Source organism: Amycolatopsis sp. NPDC114484, from assembly GCF_055633755.1.
This window is the reverse complement of the sequence record NZ_JBVKDQ010000015.1, coordinates 241,175-266,251: the sequence shown is the minus strand read 5'-3', so window position 1 is coordinate 266,251 and position 25,077 is coordinate 241,175. Positions and strand designations below refer to the sequence as shown.

22 protein-coding genes are annotated in these 25,077 nt (G+C 69.4%); 9 read left to right on the top strand and 13 right to left on the bottom strand.

From position 1 onward, the window contains the following. Positions 1-3: 3 nt before the first annotated feature. Positions 4-987, bottom strand: a complete 984-nt coding sequence (locus ACZ7SW_RS31965) for a nucleoside-diphosphate kinase (RefSeq protein ID WP_470234076.1) — start codon at positions 985-987, stop codon at positions 4-6. Between the two features lie 117 nt (positions 988-1,104). Here ACZ7SW_RS31965 and ACZ7SW_RS31960 point away from each other — a divergent pair, with 117 nt between their 5' ends. Further along, positions 1,105-2,133 (top strand): CobW family GTP-binding protein, encoded by a 1,029-nt coding sequence (locus tag ACZ7SW_RS31960; protein ID WP_470234075.1) that lies wholly within the window; start codon positions 1,105-1,107, stop codon positions 2,131-2,133. A gap of 1,191 nt (positions 2,134-3,324) precedes the next feature. Here ACZ7SW_RS31960 and ligD read toward each other — a convergent pair. From ligD to ACZ7SW_RS31945, 3 genes are read right to left on the bottom strand one after another with little or no spacing between them, the layout of a single operon-like run. After that, positions 3,325-4,338 (bottom strand): non-homologous end-joining DNA ligase, encoded by a 1,014-nt coding sequence (ligD, locus tag ACZ7SW_RS31955; protein WP_470234074.1) that lies wholly within the window; start codon positions 4,336-4,338, stop codon positions 3,325-3,327. Beyond that, entirely contained in the window at positions 4,335-5,411 is a 1,077-nt protein-coding gene (locus tag ACZ7SW_RS31950) for an ATP-dependent DNA ligase (protein WP_470234073.1), read from the bottom strand. The genes ligD and ACZ7SW_RS31950 overlap by 4 nt, the downstream gene beginning before the upstream one ends. 40 nt (positions 5,412-5,451) lie before the next feature. Beyond that, positions 5,452-6,588, bottom strand: coding sequence for a DUF1015 family protein (locus ACZ7SW_RS31945; protein WP_470234072.1), 1,137 nt, complete (start codon positions 6,586-6,588; stop codon positions 5,452-5,454). Positions 6,589-6,675: 87 nt separating this feature from the next. Here ACZ7SW_RS31945 and ACZ7SW_RS31940 point away from each other — a divergent pair, with 87 nt between their 5' ends. Beyond that, positions 6,676-8,202 carry an MDR family MFS transporter gene (locus ACZ7SW_RS31940; RefSeq protein ID WP_470234071.1) on the top strand — a complete coding sequence of 509 codons (1,527 nt, stop codon included), beginning with the start codon at positions 6,676-6,678 and terminating at the stop codon, positions 8,200-8,202. Here ACZ7SW_RS31940 and ACZ7SW_RS31935 read toward each other — a convergent pair. Both ACZ7SW_RS31935 and ACZ7SW_RS31930 read right to left on the bottom strand, forming a co-directional pair. Continuing rightward, complete coding sequence (locus ACZ7SW_RS31935; RefSeq protein WP_470234070.1) at positions 8,199-9,083, bottom strand: TIGR03854 family LLM class F420-dependent oxidoreductase; 885 nt, start codon at positions 9,081-9,083, stop codon at positions 8,199-8,201. The two genes, ACZ7SW_RS31940 and ACZ7SW_RS31935, sit on opposite strands and share 4 nt — an antisense overlap. Positions 9,084-9,147: 64 nt before the next feature. After that, positions 9,148-9,591, bottom strand: a complete 444-nt coding sequence (locus ACZ7SW_RS31930; RefSeq protein ID WP_101438764.1) for a MarR family winged helix-turn-helix transcriptional regulator — start codon at positions 9,589-9,591, stop codon at positions 9,148-9,150. A 104-nt stretch (positions 9,592-9,695) separates the two neighbouring features. Between ACZ7SW_RS31930 and ACZ7SW_RS31925 the strand changes: the two genes are divergently transcribed. After that, positions 9,696-10,091: a DUF5313 domain-containing protein gene (locus tag ACZ7SW_RS31925; RefSeq protein WP_470234069.1), complete on the top strand. Its 396-nt coding sequence runs from the start codon at positions 9,696-9,698 to the stop codon at positions 10,089-10,091. A gap of 12 nt (positions 10,092-10,103) precedes the next feature. Beyond that, entirely contained in the window at positions 10,104-11,033 is a 930-nt protein-coding gene (locus ACZ7SW_RS31920; RefSeq protein WP_470234068.1) for an RluA family pseudouridine synthase, read from the top strand. Positions 11,034-11,066: 33 nt separating this feature from the next. On the opposite strand, the gene ACZ7SW_RS31915 is transcribed toward ACZ7SW_RS31920, so the two are convergent. From ACZ7SW_RS31915 to ACZ7SW_RS31905, 3 genes are all read right to left on the bottom strand, one after another. Next, complete coding sequence (locus ACZ7SW_RS31915; protein WP_470234067.1) at positions 11,067-11,318, bottom strand: hypothetical protein; 252 nt, start codon at positions 11,316-11,318, stop codon at positions 11,067-11,069. Next, a complete protein-coding gene (locus tag ACZ7SW_RS31910; RefSeq protein ID WP_470234066.1) occupies positions 11,315-11,629 on the bottom strand; it encodes a class I SAM-dependent methyltransferase in 315 nt (104 codons plus the stop codon). The genes ACZ7SW_RS31915 and ACZ7SW_RS31910 overlap by 4 nt, the downstream gene beginning before the upstream one ends. A 96-nt stretch (positions 11,630-11,725) precedes the next feature. Continuing rightward, positions 11,726-12,331 carry a hypothetical protein gene (locus ACZ7SW_RS31905; RefSeq protein ID WP_470234065.1) on the bottom strand — a complete coding sequence of 202 codons (606 nt, stop codon included), beginning with the start codon at positions 12,329-12,331 and terminating at the stop codon, positions 11,726-11,728. A 137-nt stretch (positions 12,332-12,468) separates the two neighbouring features. On the opposite strand from ACZ7SW_RS31905, the gene ACZ7SW_RS31900 reads away from it, so the two are divergent. Both ACZ7SW_RS31900 and ACZ7SW_RS31895 read left to right on the top strand, forming a co-directional pair. Further along, on the top strand, positions 12,469-13,047 hold the full coding sequence (locus ACZ7SW_RS31900) for an ArsR/SmtB family transcription factor (protein ID WP_470234064.1): 579 nt from the start codon (positions 12,469-12,471) through the stop codon (positions 13,045-13,047). 41 nt (positions 13,048-13,088) lie between these two features. After that, a complete protein-coding gene (locus ACZ7SW_RS31895; protein ID WP_470234063.1) occupies positions 13,089-13,715 on the top strand; it encodes an alpha-ketoglutarate-dependent dioxygenase AlkB in 627 nt (208 codons plus the stop codon). A 638-nt stretch (positions 13,716-14,353) separates the two neighbouring features. On the opposite strand, the gene ACZ7SW_RS31890 is transcribed toward ACZ7SW_RS31895, so the two are convergent. Beyond that, the gene (locus tag ACZ7SW_RS31890) at positions 14,354-15,631 is read right to left on the bottom strand and encodes a cytochrome P450 (RefSeq protein WP_470234062.1); all 1,278 of its coding nucleotides are present in this window, start codon (positions 15,629-15,631) and stop codon (positions 14,354-14,356) included. A 251-nt stretch (positions 15,632-15,882) separates the two neighbouring features. On the opposite strand from ACZ7SW_RS31890, the gene ACZ7SW_RS31885 reads away from it, so the two are divergent. The 3 genes from ACZ7SW_RS31885 to ACZ7SW_RS31875 all read left to right on the top strand — a co-directional run bounded on the left by ACZ7SW_RS31885 (position 15,883) and on the right by ACZ7SW_RS31875 (position 22,519). Beyond that, complete coding sequence (locus tag ACZ7SW_RS31885; protein WP_470234061.1) at positions 15,883-18,978, top strand: ATP-binding protein; 3,096 nt, start codon at positions 15,883-15,885, stop codon at positions 18,976-18,978. A 58-nt stretch (positions 18,979-19,036) separates the two neighbouring features. After that, positions 19,037-19,564 (top strand): hypothetical protein, encoded by a 528-nt coding sequence (locus ACZ7SW_RS31880; RefSeq protein ID WP_470234060.1) that lies wholly within the window; start codon positions 19,037-19,039, stop codon positions 19,562-19,564. A gap of 240 nt (positions 19,565-19,804) precedes the next feature. Next, entirely contained in the window at positions 19,805-22,519 is a 2,715-nt protein-coding gene (locus ACZ7SW_RS31875) for a P-loop NTPase fold protein (protein ID WP_470234059.1), read from the top strand. 62 nt (positions 22,520-22,581) lie between these two features. Here the strand turns inward: ACZ7SW_RS31875 and ACZ7SW_RS31870 are convergent, their stop codons facing one another. Genes ACZ7SW_RS31870 through ACZ7SW_RS31860 form a run of 3 tightly spaced genes read right to left on the bottom strand, consistent with a single transcriptional unit; the run spans position 22,582 to position 24,988 of the window. Beyond that, the gene (locus tag ACZ7SW_RS31870) at positions 22,582-23,427 is read right to left on the bottom strand and encodes an ABC transporter permease (RefSeq protein ID WP_470234058.1); all 846 of its coding nucleotides are present in this window, start codon (positions 23,425-23,427) and stop codon (positions 22,582-22,584) included. Further along, complete coding sequence (locus ACZ7SW_RS31865; protein ID WP_470234057.1) at positions 23,424-24,407, bottom strand: ATP-binding cassette domain-containing protein; 984 nt, start codon at positions 24,405-24,407, stop codon at positions 23,424-23,426. Before ACZ7SW_RS31865 ends, ACZ7SW_RS31870 begins: the two co-directional genes overlap by 4 nt. A gap of 23 nt (positions 24,408-24,430) precedes the next feature. Next, a complete protein-coding gene (locus tag ACZ7SW_RS31860) occupies positions 24,431-24,988 on the bottom strand; it encodes an NADPH-dependent FMN reductase (protein ID WP_470234100.1) in 558 nt (185 codons plus the stop codon). Between the last annotated feature and the right edge of the window lie 89 nt (positions 24,989-25,077).

Here is a 25,077-nt window from a genome sequence, read left to right as displayed (position 1 = left end):
TGGTCAGCCGACGGCCGGATGATCCGACGCTTGCGCAGTCCACGCTGCCGGCGAAACCGGCGGCAGCAACGCGTGCGGCACCGGGCGCTCGTTGTGCACCACGAACGACGCCGTCACGATCACGTCCCAGCGGTCGGCCTTGGCGAAGGGCACCAACTCGGCCAGCTCGTCCCAGCTGATCCGCTCCCCGCCCGCCACGACTTCCCGCAGCCGGGCGACCGCGGAGTCGCCCGCCGCCGGAGCCAGCCGCTCCAGCGTCGCGCCGATGTCCAGGTCGTGCGCCGGGCAATCCGCCTCGATGGCCGCGATCTCGGCCCGCGCCTGCGCCGTGCGGTCCTCGGCGAGGTGCGTACGCAGTTCCTCGAGAAACCGGAGCCGCTCCGGACGGTCGAGGAAAATCGCCAGCTCGCGCACGATGTCCGCCGGTTCGTCGCCGACGTGCACGAAGTTCAGGATCCGGTTGGGCGGGTTCAGCTTCGTGCGCAGATGACGCGGCTCGCGCCGGGCCGGATCGCCGACGCCCTTCAGTTCGCAGAGCCGGACCGTCGCGGGCAATCCCGCGGCCGGGCGGAGGTCGCGCGCCAGGAACAGCAGCACCTCGTTGGCGAGATAATAGAAAGTGCACAACTGCAGCCGGTCGACGGTGTAGATGTGCCAGTCGTAGCGCCACACCTCGCGCATCGAATGCCGGGTGTAGCCGAACCGGGTGGTGGCGACCGGCACGAAACCGTTGTCCGCCAGGTACTCCATGATCGGGCCGAGCCTGCGGCCGGCCACCGCGTCCGGTTTGACCACCAGCATCGCCAGCCCGCCGAGCACGCCGGTCGCGTCGCCGCCGAACACCGCGAGCACGTCCGCCCAGCCCTCGCGGAAATACAGGTCGCAGCCGAAGACCTCCCGTTTCTCCGGCACGACCGACAGCTGCCGCCATTCCCCGGCCGTCGGCATGCCCTCGACCCGGTCCTGTCTGCCCGGCGTCCAGATCATCCGGTCATCCTGCCACAACGGCGCACTCCGCCAGCCCCGTTCGCGGCGGCGGCAACGCCTGCCTTCCCGGCACCGCCAGGTATCGTCGGCGGCCCGGACGACAGAAGGGGTTGAAGCGTGGCCAGGCAGCGGGTTCCGGTAGTTCTCGTCGCGGGTTTTCTCGGCGCGGGGAAGACCACGATGCTCAACCACCTGCTCGCCAACCGCCAGGGAGCCAGGATCGGCGTGGTGGTCAACGACTTCGGCCGCGTGAACATCGACGCGCTCGCGGTCGCCGGGCAGGTCGACACGATGGTGTCCCTGGGCAATGGCTGTCTGTGCTGTGCCGTCGACGCCAGCGGGCTCGACGCCATGCTCGGCAAGCTCTCGCGGCCGGAGGCTGGCATCGATGTGATCGTCGTGGAGGCCAGCGGGATCGCGGAGCCGCGTGACCTGCTGCGGCTGATGATCGCCAGCGAGAACCCGGATATCCGGTACGGCGGGCTGGTCGAGGTCGTCGACGCGGTGGAGTTCGAGGCTTCCCGAGAGCGGCATCCGGAGCTTGCCGAGCATTTGCGGGTCGCCGACCTGGTGATTCTCAACAAGGTCGACCGGGCTGACGCGGATGCGGTGGCCAAGGTCCGGGCTGTGATCGAGGAGTACGCGCCCGGGGTGCCGGTGGTGCCGACTGAGCGCGGGCGGGTTGATCCGGCGTTGTTTTTCGATGCTCGACCTCGGGAGAGTTACGGGCAGTTGTCGTTTGACGATCTTCGTGAGCATGATCATTCCGAGCATTTGCACGCGCGGTACGAGAGCGTCGCGTTCACGTCCGATCGGCCGCTTTCGCCGCGGCGGTTTATGGCGTTTTTGGAGAGCCGGCCCGCTGGGTTGTATCGGGTCAAGGGGCAGGTGGATCTGGGGGCGGAGGGGGCTCGGTCTCGGTTCGGGCTGCATACCGTGGGGGCGTTTGTGCAGGTCGAGCGGTCGGTTTGGCCGGCTGGCGGGCGTCGGACGGAGCTGGTGCTGATCGGGGCCGGGATTGATTCGGCGGGGGTTGCGCGGGAGCTCACTGCGTGTGTCTCCGAGGACGCCGGGCCTGATGAGCGAGGGCTTTTGCGGTTTCTTCGGTATTTGGACGAGCCTGATTCCGAGGCTGCCGATGGGTGAGCACGCCACGCCGAAGATAGCTAAACGCGCCGGTTAGCGGGGCGGGGGTCGCAGTATGGCCTGGTAGCTCGACGCAGCCTCTTTGGAGGACGAGTTCCTATGGCGAAGACTATTGCGGCTCGGTGGTATTTGGTCGGGGCGCTGCCGGAGGAGGATCCGGTCGCGCATCTGATGACTCGTGCGGATGATCTTCGGTATCGGCGGTCCGCTTGCGGGGAGCGGGATTCGCGGACTTGGACGCCGGTGGATTTGACTGGGCCGGGGGGTGGGGAGGTCACGCCTTGTCCTGGGTGTGTGGCTCGTTTGTCCGGGGCGTCTGTTGGGGTTGGGCTGGAGGAGCAGTTGGCGTTTGATCTGCCGTTGGGGTGAGGGTGGGGGCTCGTCGCCTGGCGGCGACATTGCTCCTCGTTGCTGCGGGGGCACCCCGAAGCTTGATTGTGCTGAAGGGCGGCTTCGTATCGGGGTGCGGGGGGTGGTGTGGGTGCGTGGTTCGTTGGGTGCGTTGGTGGGGGTTGTGAGTTCCAGTTCGGCGGCGCGCCTTAGGCGCGCATCCACCGTCTATGGAGTCCCTCAACGCACCCGCCGCCTGCTGATTCCCTCACCACCGCCTATGGATCCCCCCGAAGAGTCCGTTGTGAGCCGTCAACCGGCACTCCCGAATCCGTGGGCCGCTCACTGTCGCGGCGGGGTCGTGAGGGGAACCCTGGGGGAATCAGCGTCTCTCAGGGTTCCCCTCACGGACGTCTGGGCGGCTCGCGGGCGTGGTGGGTTGCTCGGCAGGGCCTGCTGGAAGAGCCCGCTTCTCCTCTGCTGAGCGGGCTGGGCGCAGCTGCATCGGCGGGTGGAGGGCTTCAGCGATCTTGGGAAGGTCCTCCGGCCGCGCCTTCGCCGCGAGCGTCCTCACCGTGAGCCATTTGCAGAGCGGGCGGACGATTCCGCCGACGATTGTGCCGGTGACGGCGACAATCGCCGCGTATTCAGCGAGGCCCATCGCCATTGGTCGCGCTCCCTGCCTGCCTGGCCAGGCAGACGAGAAGACGTCAAGCCCGACCAATGTTTCCATTGGGCAAGCTAAGGTCCGCCATCCTTAGCACGGCTGAACGCGGTGCCTCAACGTCGCGCCCGGACAGGCAACACGATCAAATCGCCGTGGCGTCACAATATCAGCCCTGTGACGTGCGTCCCACCGAGTCACTCCTCGGCAGCCACCTTCTTCGCCCGGCTCGGCGCGACCCGAGGCGGCTCGTTCGGCATCTTCGGATACACCGGCGGCCAAGGCGCGTCCATCAAGCCACCAGCCATATCCTGCCGGGACATCTCCAGCAGAGCCTCGATCGACTGCGGCCGATCATTCGCCCCCGCCCATGGATCGCCCCGCTCCTCCACGAGAACCGGAACCGTCGACAACGTCAGGGCGTCCGGTTCCACTGTCGCCAGTTCGTCCCAGGCAATCGGCGTCGAAACCTGTCCACCGACTCTCGGCCGCACGCACCAAGCCCCGAAAACCGTTTTGTGCGGGGCATTCTGGTTGAAGTCTACGAAAACCCGCGAGCCGCGTTCTTCCTTCCACCATTGTGCGGTGATGAGGTCCGGGTGCCGCCGTTCCAAAGCCCGCGCCAAGGCCACTGCGGCTGCTCGTACCTCGTAGCCGTCCCAGCGGGGTTCCAGTATGGAATACAGGTGCAGACCCCTCGAACCCGAAGTCTTCACATAGACCTCGATTTCCAGCTCGGCAAGGAATTCGCGCACTAACACCGCTGCCTCGCGCAGTTGCGGGAAGCCGATCCCGGGCGACGGGTCCAGGTCGATTCGCAGTTCGTCCGCGATATCCAATGCTGCCGCGCGGTTCGGCCAGACGTGGAAGCCCAGGCAGCCTTGGTTTACCGCCCACAGGACGTGTGCCAGGTTCGCGGCCACCAAGGCGTCGCTGGTGGTGCCGTTCGGGGTGGAGACAACGGCTGTGGCCAGCCAGGAAGGAGCGTTTTTGGGCGTGCGTTTTTGGAACCACGATTTTCCGCCCGCGCCGTCTGGATAGCGTTCCAGCAGCAATGGGCGTCCGCCCAGTCTGGCCAGCAGTGGGCCTGCGACGGCCTGGTAATAGCGTACGAGATCGAGTTTTGTCTCGCCTCGTTCTGGGAAATAGATCTTGTCGGGGCTGGAAATAGTCAGTTCGACGCCGTCTAGTTCCAGTGTCACGCCGCTCATCGGGCCTCCCCGAACAGGTCCGCCAGTTCGGCCGGCGGGGCTTCGTCGAGTTGTGCGTAGGTGCAGGAATCCGGAGTCCGGTCCGGGCGGAAGCGGACCAATCGTCCGCCGTGCCGGAATCGGCCGCCTTGCAGGTGTTCGTAGCGGACTTCGGCGACCTGTTCCGGGCGCAGCGGTTCCCACGACAGGTCCTTGTCCGGCGCCCACCGGCTGTTCGCGCCCGGCCGGCGGACCTCGTCGGCCTGCCATTCCGCCCAGCTCCGCCAGGGGTGTCCCTCGAGCGCGTTCTCCCGCCACGGAGCCAGCTCCTCGACCAGCTCCCGCCGCCGCACCGCGGTGAAGCTGCTCGCGACGCCGACGTGGTGCAGCGAACCCTCGTCGTCGTACAGCCCGAGCAGCAGCGATCCGACGCCCTTGCCGTCCTTGTGCCACCGGAAACCGGCGACGACACAGTCCGCCGTGCGCTCGTGCTTCACCTTCAGCATCACGCGTTTGTCCTGCTCATAAGGCAGATCGGCGGGCTTCGCCATGACCCCGTCGAAGCCCGCGCCCTCGAACCGGGTGAACCAGTCCTGCGCGATGTCCGGGTCCGTGGTGAGCGGGGTCAGGTGCACCCGCTGCAAACCGCTCGAGGGCGCGAAAATCCCCTCCAGCGCGCGCCGCCGTTCGGCGAACGGTTTCTCGGTCAGGTCCTGCTCCCCCAGCGCGAGCAGGTCGAACGCGACGAAGCTGGCGGGAGTCTCCTCCGCCAGCTTCCGGACGCGGCTGGCCGCCGGGTGCAGCCGCAGCTGCAACGCCCCGAAGTCCAGCCCGCGCGGCGTGACCAGCACGATCTCGCCGTCGACCACGCATCTGTCCGGCAGCGCGTCCCGCAGCAGCTCGACCAGCTCCGGAAAGTACCGGGTGAGCGGCCGGTCGTTGCGCGAACCGAGCTCGACCTCGTCGCCGTCGCGAAACACCACGCAGCGGAAGCCGTCCCACTTCGGTTCGTACCAGAACCCGCCGTCGCGCGGCACCTCGTGCACAGCTTTGGCGAGCATCGGCCGCACCGGCGGCATCAGGGGTAGCTCCACCCGCGCGATCCTAAGCGGAACAGACGCTGACCTGCACCTTTTACCAGCGCGCCAGCACCAGCCCGCCCCGCGGCTTCGGCGTGAAGTACGTAGCCTTCCGCGGCATCCGCCGCCCCACCGCGTGCACCGCCTGCACCGTCTCGAACGGCACCGGGGCCAGCTGCACCACCGCGTCCGCGTCCGGCGGGACCGGGCTGACCGGCAGCAGCGGGCGGACGTGCGGGCCCTCCGGGTCGAGCCCGAGCGCCGAGCCGAGGAGCAGCTGTTCCACCACCTCGTGGTCGATCACCAGCGGATCCGATCCCGGCAGCCGCACCCGCAGCACCCGCGATCCGGCCAGCACCACCGCCGTGCCCGGGCAGGAAGGCGGGGTTCCGTCATCCGACCAGGCCACGTCCAGCCCGGCCGCCTGCCAAGCCTCGAACAGGGCCTCGGCGGTGCGCCCGGTTCCGACGAGCACGCGGTTGATCGCCCGGATCTCCAGCTGCGAGCCCGCCGTGATCAACGCCAGCAGCTGCCCGCTCCCGGCCGCGGCCGCGACCCGGTGATTCCCGTCCGCCACCAGCAGATCGCTCGCCGACGCGGCCTCCAACAGCCGTTCCTGCATGTCGCCGGGACCCACCACCCACAGCTCGTGCGGCAGGCCCGCCCGGTCCACAGTGGACACATCCGGATCCGCTGAGCTCGCCGCTTCCTTGACCGCCGCGGTCAGGTCCGCACCGTCGCCGACCGGCACGAGGAGCGCGGCGCTCGTCGCGCAGCCAAGGCCGTCCAGCACGGCCGCGCGCTCGGCGACCACTTCCGGATAGACCTCCTCGGTGTGCTTCACGTGCGCGTCGGCCGAGGTCAGCTCCCGGACGTCGACCATGCACAGCACGCCCGCGATGGTTTCGCCGATCCGGTAGGCCGCGACGAACCCGGTTTCCGGCCGGTAGTGCCCGGTCAGCAGCCGTTCGAGCGTCGCCCGCGCCTCCGGCAGCGCGGCCTCGACGTCCAACCCGGCCGCCAGGGCCGCCGGGGTCCGCGCCGGATGCTGCGCGGCCAGCAGCGTGTCCCCTTCCGCCGCCGCGAGTGCCCTGGTCACCGCCTCGGGTTCAGCGAACTCGTCGACATCCGGTCCCGGCACCGCGCCCTGAACGACCCAGCCCCGGCCGATCGGCCGCACCCATCTGTCCATCCCTCCATGATGGCGGTCAGGCGGACCCTCGGGCACCGATCGATCGGCTGGGGAATGCTTGCCGGGGCGAAGGGGTTTATTCCCGGCATGGGTAGCACGAGCAGTCCGCCCGCGGCGAAACGCGCCGCCGTAGGCCTTCGTTCCGAGCGGGGACCCGTCCTCGCCGCCGTCATGCTGAGCACCGGCCTCGTGGCCCTCGACAGCACCATCATCGCCACCGCGGTCCCTTCGGTGGTGCGCGACCTCGGCGGGTTTTCCCAGTTCCCGTGGCTGTTCTCGATCTACCTGCTCACCCAGGCGGTCACCGTGCCGCTGTACGGGAAGTTCGCCGACGTCCTCGGCCGCCGCCCGGTGATGTTCTTCGGCATCGCCGCGTTCCTGCTCGGCTCGGTGCTGTGCGGCGTCGCGTGGAGCATGCCGGTGCTGATCGCGGCGCGCGCGGTGCAGGGCATCGGCGCGGGCGCGGTCCAGCCGATCAGCATGACGATGGTCGGCGACCTGTACACAGTCGAGGAGCGGGCCCGGGTGCAGGGCTACCTGGCCGGCGTGTGGGCGGTCGCCTCGGTGATCGGGCCGACGCTCGGCGGCGTGTTCGCCGAATACCTCAGCTGGCGGTGGATCTTCTTCGTCAACCTGCCGCTCGGCGCGCTCGCCGCCTGGATGCTCTACCGCAAGTTCACCGAGCAGGTGAAACGCACGCGGCACAAGGTCGACTACACCGGCGCGACCCTGCTGACGCTCGGCTGCGCGCTGCTGATCCTGGCCCTGTTGGAAGGCGGGGTCGCGTGGGGCTGGACGTCCGCGCCGAGCCTGGCGATCTTCACTGTCTCCGTTCTGATGCTGGTCACGTTCGTCCTGGTGGAGCGGCGCGCGGAGGAACCCGTGCTGCCGCTGTGGGTGTTCACCCGGCGCACGCTGATCGGCGGGAACCTGGTCGCGCTCGTGACGGGCGCGGTGTTGCTGGGCTTCAGCTCGTTCCTGCCGACGTATGCGGAAGGCGTGCTCGGCACGGACGCGCTCACCGCGGGCTTCGCGCTGGCCGCGCTCACGATCGGTTGGCCGATCGCGGCGTCGTTGTCCGGAAAGGTCTACTTGCGCATCGGATTTCGCGACACAGCCCTGATCGGCAGCGGATTCCTGCTCATCGGGACCATCATCGCGACGTTCCTCGGCCTGGACTCGGTGGTCTGGATGGCCGCGGCGGCCGTGTTCGTGGTCGGTATCGGGCTCGGGCTTTCGTCGAGCCCGACTGTGGTGGCCGTGCAGTCCACGGTCGGCTGGGAGCGCCGCGGCGTGGTGACCGCGACCAACATGTTCAGCCGTTCGCTGGGCAGCGCGGTCGGCACGGCGATCTTCGGTGCGATCGCCAACGCCACCCTCGCGGGCCGGTTCGCGAACCCGCCCGCGGAGGTCGCCGGGCACCTTCCGGCGAGCGTCGACGCCACCAGCCGCATCCTCAGCGGCGCGCACGACAACTCACCGGCCACGATGTACGTGCGCGAATCGCTCGCCGGGGCCACCCACAACGTGTTCCTCGCGATCGTGGCCGTGTCGGTGCTCAGCGTCGTCGCGCTGCTGCTCATGCCCCGCAAGACCGAACAGCTGACGTTCTAGTTCTGCAGCGGCACGAGTTCGCGCACGAAATCGTCGAGGAACTGCCGGTAGTCGCCGGAGTATCCGGGCCGGACCACGAATTTCGTGAGTCCGGCCTGGATGTGCTGCTCGATCATCCGGCGTGCCTCGGCCCAGCTGGTGGGCACGAGTTCGGTGGCCGGACGGCCCGGATTGCGCTGCTGCGCGACCGCCCGCAGCCTTTCCGGAATCCCGTGCAGCGCCAGCACCAGGCTCAACCCGAAGTGGTCCGATTCGATCTCCCGATCGGCCTCGGCAGCGGCTTCCTGGATCGCCAGCCGCGCCGCCCGGGACTGCTCCGGCGTGTGAAAACTGCCGAGCCACCCGTCGGACAACCGGCCCGCGCGACGCAACGCCGCCGGGGCCGACCCGCCGACCCAGACGTCGAGCCGCTTCGCCGGACGCGGTCCGATCGTCACGCCGTCGACCTGGAAAAACTCGCCGTCGAAGGACACATTGTCCTGTTCCAGCAGCAGGCGCAGCAACGCGAGCGACTCGTCGAAGACCGCCGCGCGCCGGCCCTCCGGCACCGGGAACAGGGCGCGTTCCGCGGGCTGTGCGGGCATCAGCCCGAACACCGGAAGCACCCGTTTCGGAGCCAGCCCGGCAAGCGTGACCAGCTGTTTCGCCACCAGCACCGGGTTCCGTCCGGGAAGGATCGCCACGCCCGTGCCCAGTTTGAGCCGTTCGGTGCGGGCCAGCGCGTGCGTCATGCCGATCAACGGGTCGACGTCCGGCGAATAGACCACTTCCGACAGCCACAGCGAGTCGACGCCCGCCGCCTCCGTCAGCTCCGCCAAACCGGAGAATTCCGCCGGCCCGGTCCCGAGTCCCGGAGCCACCCCCACCCGGATCTTGTCCACGCTCGCTCCGCTCAGTCGGCACGTTTCCTTGAGCGGAACCGGATCCGGACGCTGGTTCTTCCCGCTAGGCGGTCGCTTCGATCACGCGGCCGAGCGCGGCGTGCAGCGCCTCCAGCTCGGAAACCTCCATGCCGAGCCGCTCGACGACGCGATACGGGATTTTCTCCGCCTCGGCGCGCAGCTCCCGCCCCTTCTCGGTGAGTTCGACGGTCAGCTGGCGCTCGTCGGCCCGGCTGCGGCCGCGGGTCACGTACCCGACCGCCTCCAGCCGTTTGAGCAGCGGCGACAGTGTCGCGGGCTCGTGCCGCAACGCCGTGCTGAGGTCCTTGACCGAACGCGGCGACTGCTCCCACAGCGCCAGCATCACCAGGTACTGCGGGTGGGTCAGCCCGTGCGGCTCCAGCAGCGGCCGGTAAATCGCGATCACGCTGCGCGAGGCGACCGACAGCGCGAAACACACCTGCCGGTCGAGCTTCAGCGGGTCCTCGCCAAGGTCGATCTCGGCCACTCGTCCTCCTCGTGCTCGGGCCCACTCTAGCGCGGGCTGCACCACACTAATAGTTAGTGTACTAATCATTAGGGTACTATGGACGCAGACTCCGAGGAGGGACGATGACCGAACGGCCTGGCGTTCTCCACTGGTTCTGGTACGCCGTGAGCGGACGGCTTCCCGAGCGCTACCGCGACTGGCTGCTGCACGACGCGACGTCCAAACACTGGAAGGCGCGCCACGTCCTGCGCGCGTCGGTGGGCATCGCGCCGCTGTGCCTGGTCTGGCTGCTGCTGCCGGCCCCGCTCGGGTTGCGGCTGGCGATCGTGCTGATGGCCGCGCTGGTGTCGTACTTCTACTCGTGCGCCTACATGGAGGAAAGCATCGACCACCGGTTGTCGCGCAACGGTTTCCCGCCCGGAACCGGCAAGCGGATCCGGCGCGAGAAAGCCGCCGAGGCCAACGCCGAGGCGACCGCCCGCTACATCGCGGCCTACCGGCGCGACCCCGCCGACTAGACTCGGGAGCCGATGAGACGCAAGCGCCCGGCCCCGATCCCGCCCCGGCACGGCCTAGACCCGGCCCGGCTGCGGCTGCCCGACGAGGGCCCGTGGACGACGCTGCTGGAGCACCTGGTCGAACGCCTGCCCCGCGTCGCCCCCGCGCGGATCGAGGAAATGCTGCACGAGCAGCGGATCCACGGAGAGGACGGTCCACTGGGGATCGACGCGGCGTACGTCCCCGGTTCGTTCATCTGGTTCCACCGCGATCTGCCGGACGAGGTCCCGGTGCCGTTCGACGTCACCGTCCTGCACCGCGACGAGCACCTGCTGGTGGTCGACAAACCGCATTTCCTGGCAACCATCCCGCGCGGACGGCACGTACTGGAAACCGCGCTGGTGCGGTTGCGCCGTTCGCTGGATCTGCCCGCGCTGTCCCCTGCCCACCGTCTCGACCGCGTGACGGCGGGGGTGGTGATGTTCGTGATCACGCCGTCCGCACGGGGCGCGTACCAGACGATGTTCCGCGATCGGTTGGTGCACAAGGAATACGAGGCGATCGCACCGTACGATCCGGCCCTGGAACTTCCTCGGACCGTGCACAGCAGGATCATCAAGGAGCGCGGAGTGCTGGCCGCACAGGAGATTCCCGGACCGCCGAACTCGGAGTCCACAGTGGAACTGCTGGAACACCGGGACGGGCTGGGCCGCTATCGGCTCACTCCCGCTACTGGACGCACGCACCAGTTGCGGGTCCACATGTGTTCTTTGGGAATCCCCATCCTCGGCGACGATTTCTATCCGGAGCTGCACGAGAAACCGCTGGACGACTTCACGAAACCGTTGCAGCTGCTGGCGAAAGTGCTGGAATTCGACGATCCGCTGAGCGGGGAACATCGCCGGTTCACCAGCCGCCGGAAGCTCACGGCCTGGGATTCGCCGGACAAATGGGCTAGTTGACGGCCACGGCGAGGAAATACGGACTGGCGTTGATCAGGAGCGGATCTTGTTCGACCAGGCGGGCGCAGCGAAGGGCCGCGTCCACGCGGGCCAGGCCGGGCCTTCCACGCCGTACACCGAAATCCCCGACAGGTCAGCGGTTTCCAGCTCGCTGCGAAGTTCGTCCGCGGTGTGGAAATGCGCGGGAACGAAACCGACGTGGCCGTCGTAGTGTCCCGTGTCGAGGACAGCTCTTACTGCCCGGCCATTGATTCCGGCCTCCATGGTTGAGAGATAGCGGCTCATCGCAGCGGCGAACAAAATGCCACCGGGACGAAGCACGCGCCGGGATTCGGCAATCGCCCGCGCGCGACCTCGGCCGCCTCCGCGACATGACCGGCCACCGGATCGACCACGTGCACCGAATGTCCGTCCGCGGCCAGCCATCGGGCGTGCACGCCAGTCGCCCCGCCGACGTCGAGCACTCTCTGCCGCGTCGCCGGTATCGCTCTGCGCACGATTTCTTGCGTGCGCCGGAATTCCAGCCTGCCGTGCGGCGACCGGACAAGCCGGGCGCTCTCAGCGGTCTCGGTGCCGTAATGCTCAACCAAAGTCATGGCGGCAACAGTGACCGAATTCCCCTGCCACGGCAACGGAAATTCTCGCCGGACGGATGCCAGGCGGCGGAAAGCACCCGTCCGGCGAGAAAGCGATCACCTGGTCCAGAACTTGATTCCGCTCCACTGCACGGTAATCGGCCCCGCCCCGCTCGCCGTCCGGTACGACCCGAACTTGTCGTAATAACTGCCCGACGGGCTGTCGTCCGTCTGCTTCAGCGAACCGTTGATGTACACCTTGTGCGAGCTGCCGACCTCATTGATCGTGTTGACTCGCACCGAAGTCCCGACAGTCGCGCCGGTCGCCACCGTCTGACCGTTCTCCACGGTGTACAGCCGGCCGCCCTTCTCCACCGCCAGCAGGAAATACGGCCCGGCGTTCGAACCGTCGCGGAATGTCTGCTTCAGGCTGATCCGCGAGCCGCCCATGCTGGTGATCTTGAAGGAGCCCTCGAATTGGTGCGTACCGCCGGTGTAGGTGTCGTAGCGGCGCTCGGCCCGCTGCTCGCCGCTTCCGTCGGAGCAGGTCAGCTTGAAAGTGAGCCCGCTGACCTGGCCGCAGCCCTTCTGCTGTTCCTTGTACCCCGGCGACCACGGCTTCCAGGTGCCGCCGCCGACCTGGGCGTCCGCGACCGGGGCGAGAATCGCCACCCCGCACACCGCCGCCGCCAGTGCTCCGCCGATCCGGGTTCTCGTGCGCACGTGCCAACCTCCGTCGAACTCAGGGCGGCGGTAGCGGTACAGGTCCAGACCACTGGGTGATCACTGTAAGTCCCCGGCCGGTCGCGGACAAGGGCGCGTCCCTTGACGACTTTGTTTGTCACTGCTTGGCTCAGGGAATGCAGGACGTCGAAGTGATCGAGGACCCCGCCGTCGCGGCGGCCGCGCTGGACCCGGTGCGCGCCCGCCTGCTGGCCGCGCTGACCGAACCGGCGTCCGCCGCGGCGCTGGCCGCCAAGGTGGGCCTGACCAGGCAAAAGGTCAACTACCACCTGCGCGCGCTCGAATCGCACGGCCTCGTCGAACCCGCCGGAACCCGGCAGTGGGGCGGCCTCACCGAACGGCTTTTCGCCGCCACCGCCGGGGCCTACCTGGTCTCCCCCGCCGCACTCGGCCCGGCCGGCGCCGCCCGGGTCGAGCCGGACCGCCTCTCGGCGAGCTACCTGCTGGCCGTCGCCGGCCGGACCCTGCGCGAGGTCGCCGGCCTGGCCCGGCGCGCGGCCCGCGCGGGCAAACCGCTCTCGACGCTGACCCTGGACACGGAAATCGCGTTCGCCTCCGCCCGCGACCGTTCGGCGTTCACCGACGAGTTGACCACCCTCGTGACCGACCTCGTGTCCCGCTATCACAACGAATCCGCCCCCGATGCCCGGCTGCACCGGCTCGTCGTCACAGCACACCCCAAGCCCGCCGAGTAGTTCATCCGAACAGGTGTTCGATCGTCGTGTAACTTGGAGGCATGAGTCAGGCATTTCAGGGCTCGCTGTTCGGTGCCAGCGGGCCGGCCGCACTGGGCCCGCTGTCCGGGGTGCGGCGCACCGAACTGGGGCAAGGCGCGTGGATCGACGTGCTGCCGGGATGGCTCGACGGCTCGGACGAGCTGTACGAGCACCTGGCGGCCGAGGTCCCGTGGTACGCGGAGCGCCGGCAGATGTACGACCGAGTCGTCGCCGTTCCGCGGCTGCTGTGCTTCTACCGGGAGCACGCGCCGCTGCCGCATCCAGTCCTGACCGAGGCGAGGGAGGCACTGTCCGCGCACTACGCGGCTGCACTGGGCGAACCGTTCCGCACGGCCGGGCTCTGCTACTACCGCGACGGCCAGGACAGCGTCGCCTGGCACGGCGACGACCTCGGCCGCGGCCGGACCGAGGACACCATGGTGGCGATCCTGTCCGTCGGCGCGGCCCGGCATCTGGCGCTGCGCCCGAGAGGCGGCGGGGACTCGGTGCGATACCCGTTGGGACACGGGGACTTGATCGTGATGGGCGGGTCGTGCCAGCGAACGTGGGAACACGCGATCCCGAAGACGGCCCGGGCGGTGGGGCCGCGGATCAGCGTGCAGTTCCGGCCGAGAGGGGTGCGATGAACCCTTTCGGATCGGCGCCGCTGTCGAAGGACGGCAGCGGGTTGAGCCCTGTTCCGAATCGGCGCGGCCGCCCAAGGACGGCGGCAGGTTGAGCCCTGTTCCGAATCGGCGCGGCCGCCCAAGGACGGCGGCAGGTTGAGCCCTGCCGGGAATGTAGTCCGGCGAGGGGAACCGGGGGCAGGTTGCGCACTGAATCTCTCGCGCTGTGAGGGTGCCGTCATTCGACTGCCTCGTCGTTCACGGCGTTGGTTCGACCGCACTCAGGCCTCATCAGCTCACCGCTGATTCGACTACGCTCGCACCTCGGCAGCCCACCGCTGATCCGACCGCACTCGCACCCCGCCAGCCCACCAGCTGATCCGACCGCACTCGCACCCCGCCAGCCCACCGCCGATTCGACCGCGCTCGCGCCCCATTAGCGCGCCGCTGATCCGACCACGCTCGCCGCCCCATCAGCTCACCGCTGAATCCGGCCGGGCCATCGGATCGGCCGCTGCCCGCTGGCCCAAGCCGTCGGCCGGGTCCATCCGCCGAATCCGGCGGTCATTCCCGCCGCGCACCAAGCCCGGGCGCCGACCGGCCGTTCCCCTGCCCGAACCGGCCCGGGCAACCACCCCCCGACGCCCGGAGTTCCGGCGTCAGTCCACCAGCACCGGCAGCGAATCGAGCCCGTACACGATCGACACCTTCCGGAACGCCAGCTCCTCCGGCTGCACCGCCAGCCGCAGGTTCGGGAATCGCCGGACCAGCGCCGGGTACGCCGCGCGCAGCTCCATCCGGCCCAGTTCCGCGCCGATGCACCGGTGGATGCCGTATCCGAACGCCAAGTGCGAGGACGGCTCCCGGGACGGGTCGAAGCGGTCCATGTCGCCCGTGCCGAGCACCGGGTCGCGGTCCGCGACCGACAGCGACACCAGCACGATGTCGCCCTCGCTGATGTGCACCCCGGCGACGTCCAGGTCCTGCTTCGCGAACCGCGGGAACGCCATCTGCACCACCGTCAGGTACCGCAGCAGTTCCTCGACGAACCGGTGCACCGAGTCGTCGTCGCCCCGGACCGCGTCGAACGCGGCCGGGTCGCGCAGCACCACCAGCGCGCCCAGCGCCAGCATGCTCGCCGTGGTCTCGAGACCGCCGGTCAGGATGCCGTCCGCGAGACCGGCGAGTTCGCGGTCGTCGATCTCGTCGCCGTGTTCCTTGATCAGCATGCCGAGCAGACCGTCGCCGGGCTGTTCGCGCTGTTTGCGCACGATCTCGAGCAGGTATCCCAGCGATTCCGAGATCGCGCCCAGCGACGCGCCCGCGCCGCTGAACAGGTCGAACCGCGCGGTGCTCAGCCGCTGGAAGTCCGCCCGGTCCTCATAGGACACGCCGAGCAGCTCGCAGATCGTCAGCGACGGGATCGGCAGGGCGAACTGCTCCCACAGGTCGACCGGACCGTCGGCGGCGGCCATCGCGTCCAACTGGCCCGCCACGATCTCGTCGATCCGCGGCGTGAGCCGGGACAGCCGGCGCATCGTGAACTCCGGCGTCAGCAGCTTCCGCAGCCGCGTGTGCACCGGCGGGTCGGCGAATCCGAGACCGCCCGGGTTCTGGTCCTCGGTGACGCCCGCGTTGCCGACGAGGTTCGTGAAGTCGTTGCTGAACTCGTTTCCCTTCCCGAGGACGGCCTTGGCCTCCTCGTACCCGGTCACGAGCCAGGCGTTCATCCCGAACGGCAGGTCCAGCTTGCTGATCGGCGCCTCGCCGCGCAGCCGGCCGAGGTCCGGCACCGGGTCGAGGCCGTGGCGGCGCAGCGGCTCCAGCGCCGAATCCGGCAGCAGCGCCATCTTTTCGAGATCGAAACCGCGCTTCTGCTGGCGGGCGATGTACCGGCGGCCGGCCCAAGCGAGGACGCGCGAACGGAGACTCCCCATGTCGGCGACAGTACCGCAACCACCCCTCGCGCCGGTCCTCGGCGGAGACGCCCGTCACCCTGTGACCAGCGCCGGTCCACAGTGGACTCCGGTCGCCCGGCCAGGTGACGGGCTCCGGGAATTGTCAGACCCCCCGGACAGAATGGCCCGCATCGGCATCGGCCGGCGTGACCGGCCGGTCGCAGCCGGTGAAAGCACGCGACGGCATCGCGAGTCCGTGAGAGGCTCGCAGGGAAAGGGAGGAACCGGACATGACTGCGGCGCTGATCGGGCGGGCCCACCCCGCCTCGACACTGCGCGCGCAGCTCTCGCGCGCCACGGCCAGCCACGGTGGCCTCACCCTGGTCACCGGCGAGGCCGGAATCGGCAAGACCACGCTGGTCAGCGCATTGGCCGACGACGCGCGCGAGGCAGGCGCGCTCGTCCTCGGAGGCACCTGCTGGGAGTCCGGAGCCGCGCCGGGTTATTGGCCATGGGTCCAGGTCATGCGCTCGTTGCGCCGGGAAGCCGCGGCGCACGAATGGGCCGTCGCCAGCTCGCCGACGCTGTCCGCGCTGCTCGGCGAAACCCCCGAACCGCCCGCGGACGACGGGTTCCAGCTGCCCGACGCCGTCACCCGGGCGCTGGTCACGGTGGCCCAGGAACGTCCGGTGGTCGTCGTCCTGGACGATCTGCACTGGGCCGACCCCGCGTCCCTGCGGCTGCTCGAGTTCGCGGCCCGGCACACGTGGTTCGAGCGGCTGCTGCTGATCGGCACCTACCGCGACGTCGAGGTGGACGCGCCGAGTCATCCTCTGCATCAGCTGATGCTGCCGCTGCTCGCGAAGGCGACCACGATCACGCTCACCGGCCTGGACGAAACCGGAGTCGCCGAGCTGATGAGCCGCACCGCGGGCGCTGATCCAGATACCGAACTGGCTGCCGACGTGCATCGGCGCACCGGCGGCAACCCGTTCTTCGTGGAGCAGACCGCGCGGCTGTGGCGCAGCGGGAGCACAGTGTCCGCGGTCGCGCCCGGAGTCGCCGACGCACTCCAGCGACGGCTGTCCCTCCTCCCCCGTCCCGTCACCGATCTGCTCACCAACGCCGCAGTGCTCGGCCGCGAGTTTTCCCTCCAACTGCTCGCCGCCACCGCCGGTGCGCCCGTCGCACAGGTCGACCACCTGCTCACGCGCGCCGTAGCGGCCCGGCTCGTCCTCGCACTCGGAGAAGGCCGTTTCGCCTTCGCGCACGACCTGGTGCGGGAATCGAGATACGCCGAACTGACCCCCGCCCAAGCGCAACGCCAGCACGCGGCGGTCGTACGTGCCAGCGAACACACACCCACCCTGGTCGGCGTCGCCGAGCGAGCCCGGCACGCCTATCTCGCCAATACCGACCTCGAACCGCGACACGTCGTCCGCCTGCTGCTCGCCGCGGCCAAAGACGCGGGTGCCCGGATGGCGTTCGAGGAATCCATCGCGCACCTGCGCCGAGCCCGCGAGCGCGCCGCGGACGAACGCGGCCAAGCAGTCGTCGCGCTGGAATTAGGCACCGCGCTCTGGCGCTTCGAGGAGAAAGACGAGGCCTGGCTCCTCTGCGAGGAAGCCATCGCACTGGCTCGCCAACTGGACAACGCGAACCTCCTCGCCCGCGCCGCCCTCACCCTGTCGAAGCTCGGCACCAGCGGCGCCCGGCGCGAGTTCACCGCTCAACTCCTCCGCGAGGCACACGAAAAACTGTGCGGCGGCAACGCGGCCGAACCCCTGTCGCTCGACCGCATCCGGCTGGAACTCACCGCCCGCGCCGCGATCCTCGCCCGAGACGACGAGGACGACGACGCGCTGGCGTTCACCTTGTGGGCACGGCACGACGCGATCTGGGGCCTGGGCAGCGGCGCCGAACGCGAGCGGCTCACCGATGAACTGACCGCCATCGCGAGACGCACCGACGACCGCGAGAACGAATTCTTCGCCGCCTCCCTCAAATGGGTCGCGATGCTGGAACAAGGAGATCCGCGCTACCTGGACCAGTTCCAGGTGTTCCAAGCGATCGCCGACGAGGGCGTGCCCGCCGCGAAGGTGGCGGAAGCGATCGACCGCAGCATCATCTGCACCTTCCGCGGCCGCTTCGCCGAGGCCGACACAGCACTCGCCGAAGCTTTGGCCGCCCCGGAAACGTTCGGCAGCAACGATTACGGCTACCTGCCCGATCAATTGCGCTGGAGCGCGCTGCTCGTACAAGGCAGATTCGCCGAAGCCTCAGAGTTCCCCGCAAAAATGACCGACGCCGGTTTCCCTCACCCCGCCCTGCTGCGCACCCTGACCGCAGCACTCGCGGGCGACGCAGCCACTACCCGGCACGAACTGTCCGAAGCGGCCGCAGATGGCCCGTATGCGCGCGCCTTCACCCCGCTGTGGCTGCGCTGCCAAGCCCAAGCCGCCGCAGTCCTGAAAGACCGCGCAGCGGCGGAACGGCTACTGCGCGAACTCTCCCCGCACTCCGGAGAATGGCTGGTCTCCTTGTACGGCTGCGAATTGAGCGGCCCGGTAGACCTGTGGACCGGCCTGCTGCACAAAACCCTGGGCGACCACGAAACAGCCGCCGCCCGCTTCACTTCCGCCGCCCGTTCCGCGGACCGGCTGCGCGCCCGCCCGTGGGCAGTCGAAGCCCGCAACCACCTCGCGAGCACGTTGCTAGACCTGGGCGACCCCGACCGCGCGACCACCCTGGCCGACGCCGTCGCGGCCGAAGCGTCCGAACTGGGCATGCAGCACCTCACCGCCCGCCCGCTCCCCACGACGTCGCCACCGCCTGTCCCCGCGAACGAATTCCACCGAACCGACGCGGTGTGGACGCTGCGTTTCGCCGACCGGGAAGTACGCATGCCGGACGCGAAAGGCCTGCGAGACTTGAACTTCCTGCTGAGCAGACCAGGAACCGAAATCCCCGCCGCACAACTGCTCTCCCCCGACGGCGGCGCCGAATCGGAAGCCACCCGAACCTTCAGCGGCGACCCCGTCCTGGACGACACCGCGAAAGCCGCCTACCGCCGCCGCCTCGACCAGTTAGACGAGGCGATCGACACCGCCGCCCTCCGCGGCGACGACGCCAAAGCCGCCGCCCTGGACACCGAACGCGCGGCACTGCTCGACGAACTCCGGACGTCCACCGGTCTGTCCGGCCGAACCCGCCGCCTCGGCGACGAAACGGAACGCGCGCGCAAAGCCGTGACCGCCCGAATCCGCGACACCCTCCGCAAACTGCGCGACCTCCACCCGGAACTGGCCGACCACCTCCGCACCACCATCACGACCGGCTCGTCCTGCAGCTACCAACCGGAGAAGCCGATGACCTGGCGCTTGTAACCGCCCAGCCCGCCCCGCAGCGCCGGGGCGACGCCACATTGCCTCGCGGAGGTGCTGAGTGGCGTCACGAGACCGGAGGCGGCGAACGACACCACGGGCCGGACGTGGCAAGCGGCGTCACGAACCCGAGACGGCGAGCGACGTTGCCGAACCGGAGGCGGCGAGTGGCGTCGCGGGAGCGGAAGCGGCGAACGCCGTCGCAAAACCGGAGGTCGCAGGACCGGACGCGGCGAACGGCATCGCGAAACCGGAGGTCACGGGTGGCACCACGAAACCCGAGACGGCGAACAACCTCGCCAGACCCGAGGCGGCGAGCGGTATCGCCGAACCGGAGGTCGCGAACAGCCTCGCCAAACCCGAGGCGACGAGCGGCATCGCCGAACCGGAGGTCGCGAACAGCCTCGCCAAACCCGAGGCGACGAGCGGCATCGCGAAACCTGAGGCGGCGAACGGCGGCACCAAACCGGCGTCTTGCCGACGGTACTGGCCGGGCGGGAACCTGAGTTCCTTCGCCCTGCCGCCGGTGGAGCGATTGCGGAAGCGTTGCCGTCGGCGAAGCAGCGAGAGCGCGACGTCCGCACCGTGAGCGAGTCGCCAAAAGCTGCCGTGCCCCTGCGGAGGTCTGAGCAGCCTGGCTGACCAGCCGCAGGACCGGGGTCGCGGGGCGGGCAACCCGCGCGACCGGTCGGCGGCGGCTAACGGGCGCGGCAGCGTGGACCGTCCGCGCAGGCCCAGTCGAAACCGCGCTATCCGAGCGCCGAAGCGGCGGCCTTGGCTAGGCTGGCCGTCCGCGTCGACGTCGAGGTCGTGGAGGCCGCAGGCTGGTATGGCAGGCACACCGAAACACAACGACTCCGGTTATCTCGGTTCAGCGGGCGGGACCTCGTGCTATCTGGTGCGCACGAACCGTCCGTGGGAGTCCGGCATCGATGCCATCGCGGTGTCCGTCGGCGGAAGTCTCGGCAGCCTCGGCCGCGCGGTTCGAGAGCAGTTTCCGGACGCGGACTGGGATTCCGTCGACTACGACGCGATCGTCCCGGAGCGGCCGTTCGTGCTGGATCTCCGCGGCACCAGCGCGCTGAGATTCGCCGTGCTCGTGACGCCGCACGAAGACGGTTCCTTCGGTCTGCCGTCGTTGCCTGCGATCGCGACTGCCACTGAAGCCGGTATTCGGTTCGCGGCGAGTGCGCATTCGAGCGCGCTCGGGTTTCCCCTGCTGGGCACCGGCGATATCGGGCTCGGGGAGGCGGAGGTCGCCGCGGTGGTGATCCCGGCGGCCGTCCGGGCGCTCCAGGAAACCAGCGGGCTGCGCAGTCTTGTCTTCGTCTGCAACTCCGAACAGACGGAAGACGCGATCCACGAGGCCTGGAAACAGGCAGGGGGCGCGAGGTTTTCCGCCGTCGAGCTGGCCGGCGGCATCTCGAACGATCTGGTCGATCCGACGCTCGGCATCCCGCTCGACCGCGACCGGCTCGGGGTCGCGCCCTACGTGTCGATGCTGGCGACGGTGATCGCCGACCGGAGCACGCTGCCGCCGCTGTCGGTCGGGGTGTTCGGCGAATGGGGGTCCGGCAAGAGCTACTTCATGGGGCTGATGCGGGACGAGGTGGACCGGCTCGCGGGCTCGGGCAATCCGGCTTACTGCGGCGAGATCGTCCAGATCGGGTTCAACGCCTGGCACTACGCGGACCGCAACCTGTGGGCCAGCCTCGGCGACGAGATCTTCCGGCAGCTCGCCGGCCCTGGCCCGAATGCGCAGCAGCGCCGCGAGCAACTGCGCGAGGAACTCGCCAAACGGCTCGACCAGGTCACCGAGCTCGAGGACGCGAAGCGCCAGGCGCAGGCGACCGCCGCGAAGCTTCAGGCGGACGTCGACAAGGCCGCGCTGAGCCGGAAGGACACCGCGAAGGTTCTGATCCGGTCGTTGGCCGGCAGCCGGGAAGTATGGCGCCGCCTCGGGATCCAGGACGAGGCCGAGCAGGGTGCGCTGCTGGTCGAGCAGCTGCGCGGCACGTTGTCCGAGGCCGAGGCGTTGCGCAGATCGCCGAAGGGGCGTTGGGGCAAAGCAGCGCTGATCGCGTCTGCCGTCATCTTTTTCGTTGGTTTCTTAGTCGCCGCGGCCACGCCGGTCGCGAGGGAATGGCTGGCCGGAGTCGGTGCCGGGTTCGCCGCGGTGGCGGGCACCGGGGTCGTGCTGCTGAGCCGGGCCCGTTCGGGAATCCGGGAGTTGCGCGAGCTCAGCGAAGACCTCCGGCGCGGCGTGGACCGGGGCGCGAGGGCAGTCGCGCCTGAGGTCGTGCGGATGCTCGAGGAGATCCGCAGGGCCGAGACCGATCAGCGGGTCGCCGAGGCCCAGCTGGAAGAGGTGGTGGCGAGGGTCGGCGAACTCGGCCGGGAGCTGACCGAGCTGACGCCGGGCCGCAATCTTTACGCGTTCCTGGCCGATCGCGCGCACGGCGATTCCTACCGGCGCGACCTCGGACTGATCTCGACCATCCGCAAGGATTTCGAGCAGCTGGTCGACCTCATGGCCGACTGGCGGGCCAACCCCGGTTCGGGCGGCACCCCGATCGACCGGATCGTGCTGTACATCGACGACCTCGACCGGTGCAGTTCGCGCCAGGTGGTCGAGGTGCTGGAGGCGGTGCACCTGCTGCTCGCCCTGGAACTGTTCGTGGTGGTGGTCGGCGTCGACCCGCGGTGGCTGACCCGGTCGTTGCGGAGCCACTACGACGGGATGCTCGACGATTCCCTCGACGACGGCAGGCTCGCTTCGCCGGAGGACTATCTCGGGAAGATCCTCAACCTGCCGTTCGTGCTGCCCGCCATGTCGGAGGGGAGCCTGCGCAGCCTGCTGCGGTCGCTGACCGACGACCGGCTGCTGGAGCCGGCGGGCGAGGAGCGGCCGCGGACCCAGCGGATTCCTTCCCCGGACCGGACGCTTCCGGACGTCCTTCCCGCAATCGAAAAAGGGTCCGAAGTAGACAGTCAGAGCCGTCCGGAGCGGGCCGCGGATCCGCCGCGTCCGCTCACGCCCGCGGAGATCGACCTGTTGTCCGACCTGGACCTGCTGATCAGCACCCCGCGCGAGGCGAAGCGGCTGTTCAACCTGTACCGGATGCTGCGCGCGACCCGGGATCTCTCCGAGGCGTCGCGTTTTCTCGGCGACAACACCGAACCCGGCGACTACCAGGCTGTCGTGGCGCTGCTCGGTCTGCTCACCGCACCGGGGCTCGTGCTCGAAAAGGCTTTGGACACGGCACCGGACCCGGACCGCTCGATCGCCGGCGGCCTCGTCCACCGTTCGCCGGAAGCCACCTGGTCCGGGTTCGTGGCCGACTGCGCACCGCGGCGGCACGGCGAGGTCTGGCAGAACCCGGTCGCCGGGACCCTCTGCGACAAGGAGCTGCGGGATTGGCGACAGCTGCATCGCGGCCTTGCTCACGTGTCGGCCGCGCTGCGCATCGACACTCTTTCCCGGTTCCAGCAATGGGTCCCGGCGGTCCGGCGGTTCTCCTACGTGCTCTCCCCTACGACCTGAAGCAGCGACAGGCTCGGGAGGCCGTCCGGCTCGCGGCCGGGCGGCCTCCCTCCGCGCAGGGATCATTTCCGGTTGTACAGCCGCATTGTCAGCGTCCCGAACACCGCGGTCAGCGCCGCCGCCGCGATCAGCGTCCACATGATGGCGCTGCCGTCCCAGGCCCCGGACATCGTCGAGCGCACCGCGGTCACCAGGTGGCTGATCGGGTTGGCCGAGACGCCGGCCTGGAGCCAGCCGGGCATGGTGGCGGGGTCGACGTAGATGTTGCTGAGGAACGTCAGCGGCATGATCACCATCATGCTGACGCCCATCACCGATTTCTCGGACCTCAGCAGCAGCCCGAACATCGTCCACACCCACGACAGCCCGAACGAGAACACGAGCAGCAGCAGGACTCCCGCGGCCACGCCGCCGATCCCGCCGTCCGGGCGGAAGCCCAGGACCAGGCCGACGACCATGATCACCACGGACGCGATCAGGTATCGCAGCACGTCGCCGAGGAGGTAGCCGACCATCGGGGCGGGCCGCCAGATCGGGAGGGTGCGGAAGCGGTCGAACACGCCCTTCGCGATGTCGGTGTTCACCGCGACGCCGGTGTACATCGTGATCATCACGACGCTCGACGCGAGGATGCCCGGCAGGAAGAACTGCAGATACTGCGTCGGCGAACCGGCCAGCGCGCCGCCGAACAGGTAGGTGAACATCAACGTCATCATGATCGGGAACGCGGTGACGTCGAACAGTTGCTCCGGCACGTGCTTGATCTTCAGCACGGCCCGCCAGCCGAAGGAGAACGACGCGGACAGCGCGCTCGGCCGCGGCGGTCGTTCGGTGGCGAGCAGGACCGCGGCCAGTTCGTCCGGTTTCGGGGCCGCGAGGTCGAGATCGGGTTCCTTGACGGTGGTCACGCCGCCTCCTCGGTGGCTGTGCGGTCGGTGAGGGCCAGGAAAACCTCGTCGAGGCTGGGCTGGCCGAGCGAGAACGTGTCGACGATGACGCCGGCCTTCGCGAGTTCCGCGAGAGCCCGCGACGCGCGGTCGGCGGCGGCCTCGTGCGCGTCCGACGACAGCCGGGCGGTGATCGCGACCGGGTCGTGATCCAGTTGCACGGTGGCGGAAAGCGCGCGTTCCAGCACTTCGGCGGCGGTCGCGCGCTGGTCGGCGTCCCGCAGTCGCAAGTGGACGGCGCCGACCCCGACCGAGGCCTTCAGCTCGCCCTTGGTGCCCTCGGCGATGACGCGGCCGTGGTCGATCACCGCGATCCGCGACGCCAGCTGGTCGGCCTCGTCGAGGTACTGCGTGGTGAGCAGGACGGTGGTGCCCTGCGCGACGATCGCGCGGACGATGTCCCACACCTGGTTGCGGCTGCGCGGATCGAGGCCGGTGGTCGGCTCGTCGAGGAACAGCAGGTCCGGCGTGTTGAGGATGCTCGCGGCGATGTCGAGCCGCCTGCGCATGCCGCCGGAGTAGTTCTTGACCTGCCGGCGCGCGGCTTCGGTGAGCCCGAACGCCGCGAGCAGCTGAGCCGCTCGATCACGCGCGGCGGCGCTGCGGTGCCCCAGGAGCCGGCCCAGCAGCACCAGATTCTCTTGCCCTGTCAGGTCTTCGTCGACCGACGCGTACTGGCCGGTGAGGCTCACCCGGCTGCGCACGGCGTCTGCTTCGCGCACCACGTCGTGGCCGAACACCCGCGCTTCGCCGCCGTCCGGGCGGGACAACGTGGCGAGCATCCGGACGGTGGTGGTTTTGCCCGCGCCGTTGGGCCCCAGGACGCCGTACACGGTTCCGGCGGGCACCACGAGGTCGACCCCGTCCACCGCCCGGGTCTCGCCGAACACTTTGACGAGCCCGGAAGTCTCGATCGCCGGTCCCCCGGCTGCGTTGCTCATGTCTGTCCTTTCCCCTCAGTTCCTCATCCGCGATACGGCCGCGCGCGCCGGCCCTCGCGCAGTGCCAGGCCCCACCAGATCAGTTCGTCCAGTAGAGCAGAGGCCGCGTGGCCCGCGGATTCTCCGTGCGGACCCGCGCCGGGGTCGCCGCATTCGTGCTCGAGCAGGTCGAGACACACCGAATCCCGCACCGTCGCCGTGTGCAGTTCGGTGAAGACGTCCCGGAGGTGCTCCACCGCGTAGCGGCCGCCCGCGCGGTAGCCGTAGGAGACGAAGCCGACCGGTTTGGCCCGCCACTCCTCGTACGCGCAGTCGATCGCCTGCTTCAGCGACGCCGGGAAGCTGCGGTTGTACTCGGGCGTGACCACGACATACGCCTCGGCCACCGCGATCCGCTTCGCGAACCCGGCCATGGCGGCCGTCGGCTCGGCGGGCAGCCGGGCCGGGATCGCGAACGTCGCGAGGTCGAGCACGTCGAGCACCACCCCGCCGTGCCCGGCGGCCCGCTCGGCGAACCATCGGCCGATCTCGCCGCCGACCCGGCCCTCCCGGGTGCTGGCGACGAGCACGGCCACCCGCAGCTTCTCGTCCACACTTCTTGGGCGCCAGATCGGTGCGCGATGGTGCCAGGTTGGATCTAGCGGGGCGTTTTGGCTGGTCAGGGGGCCAG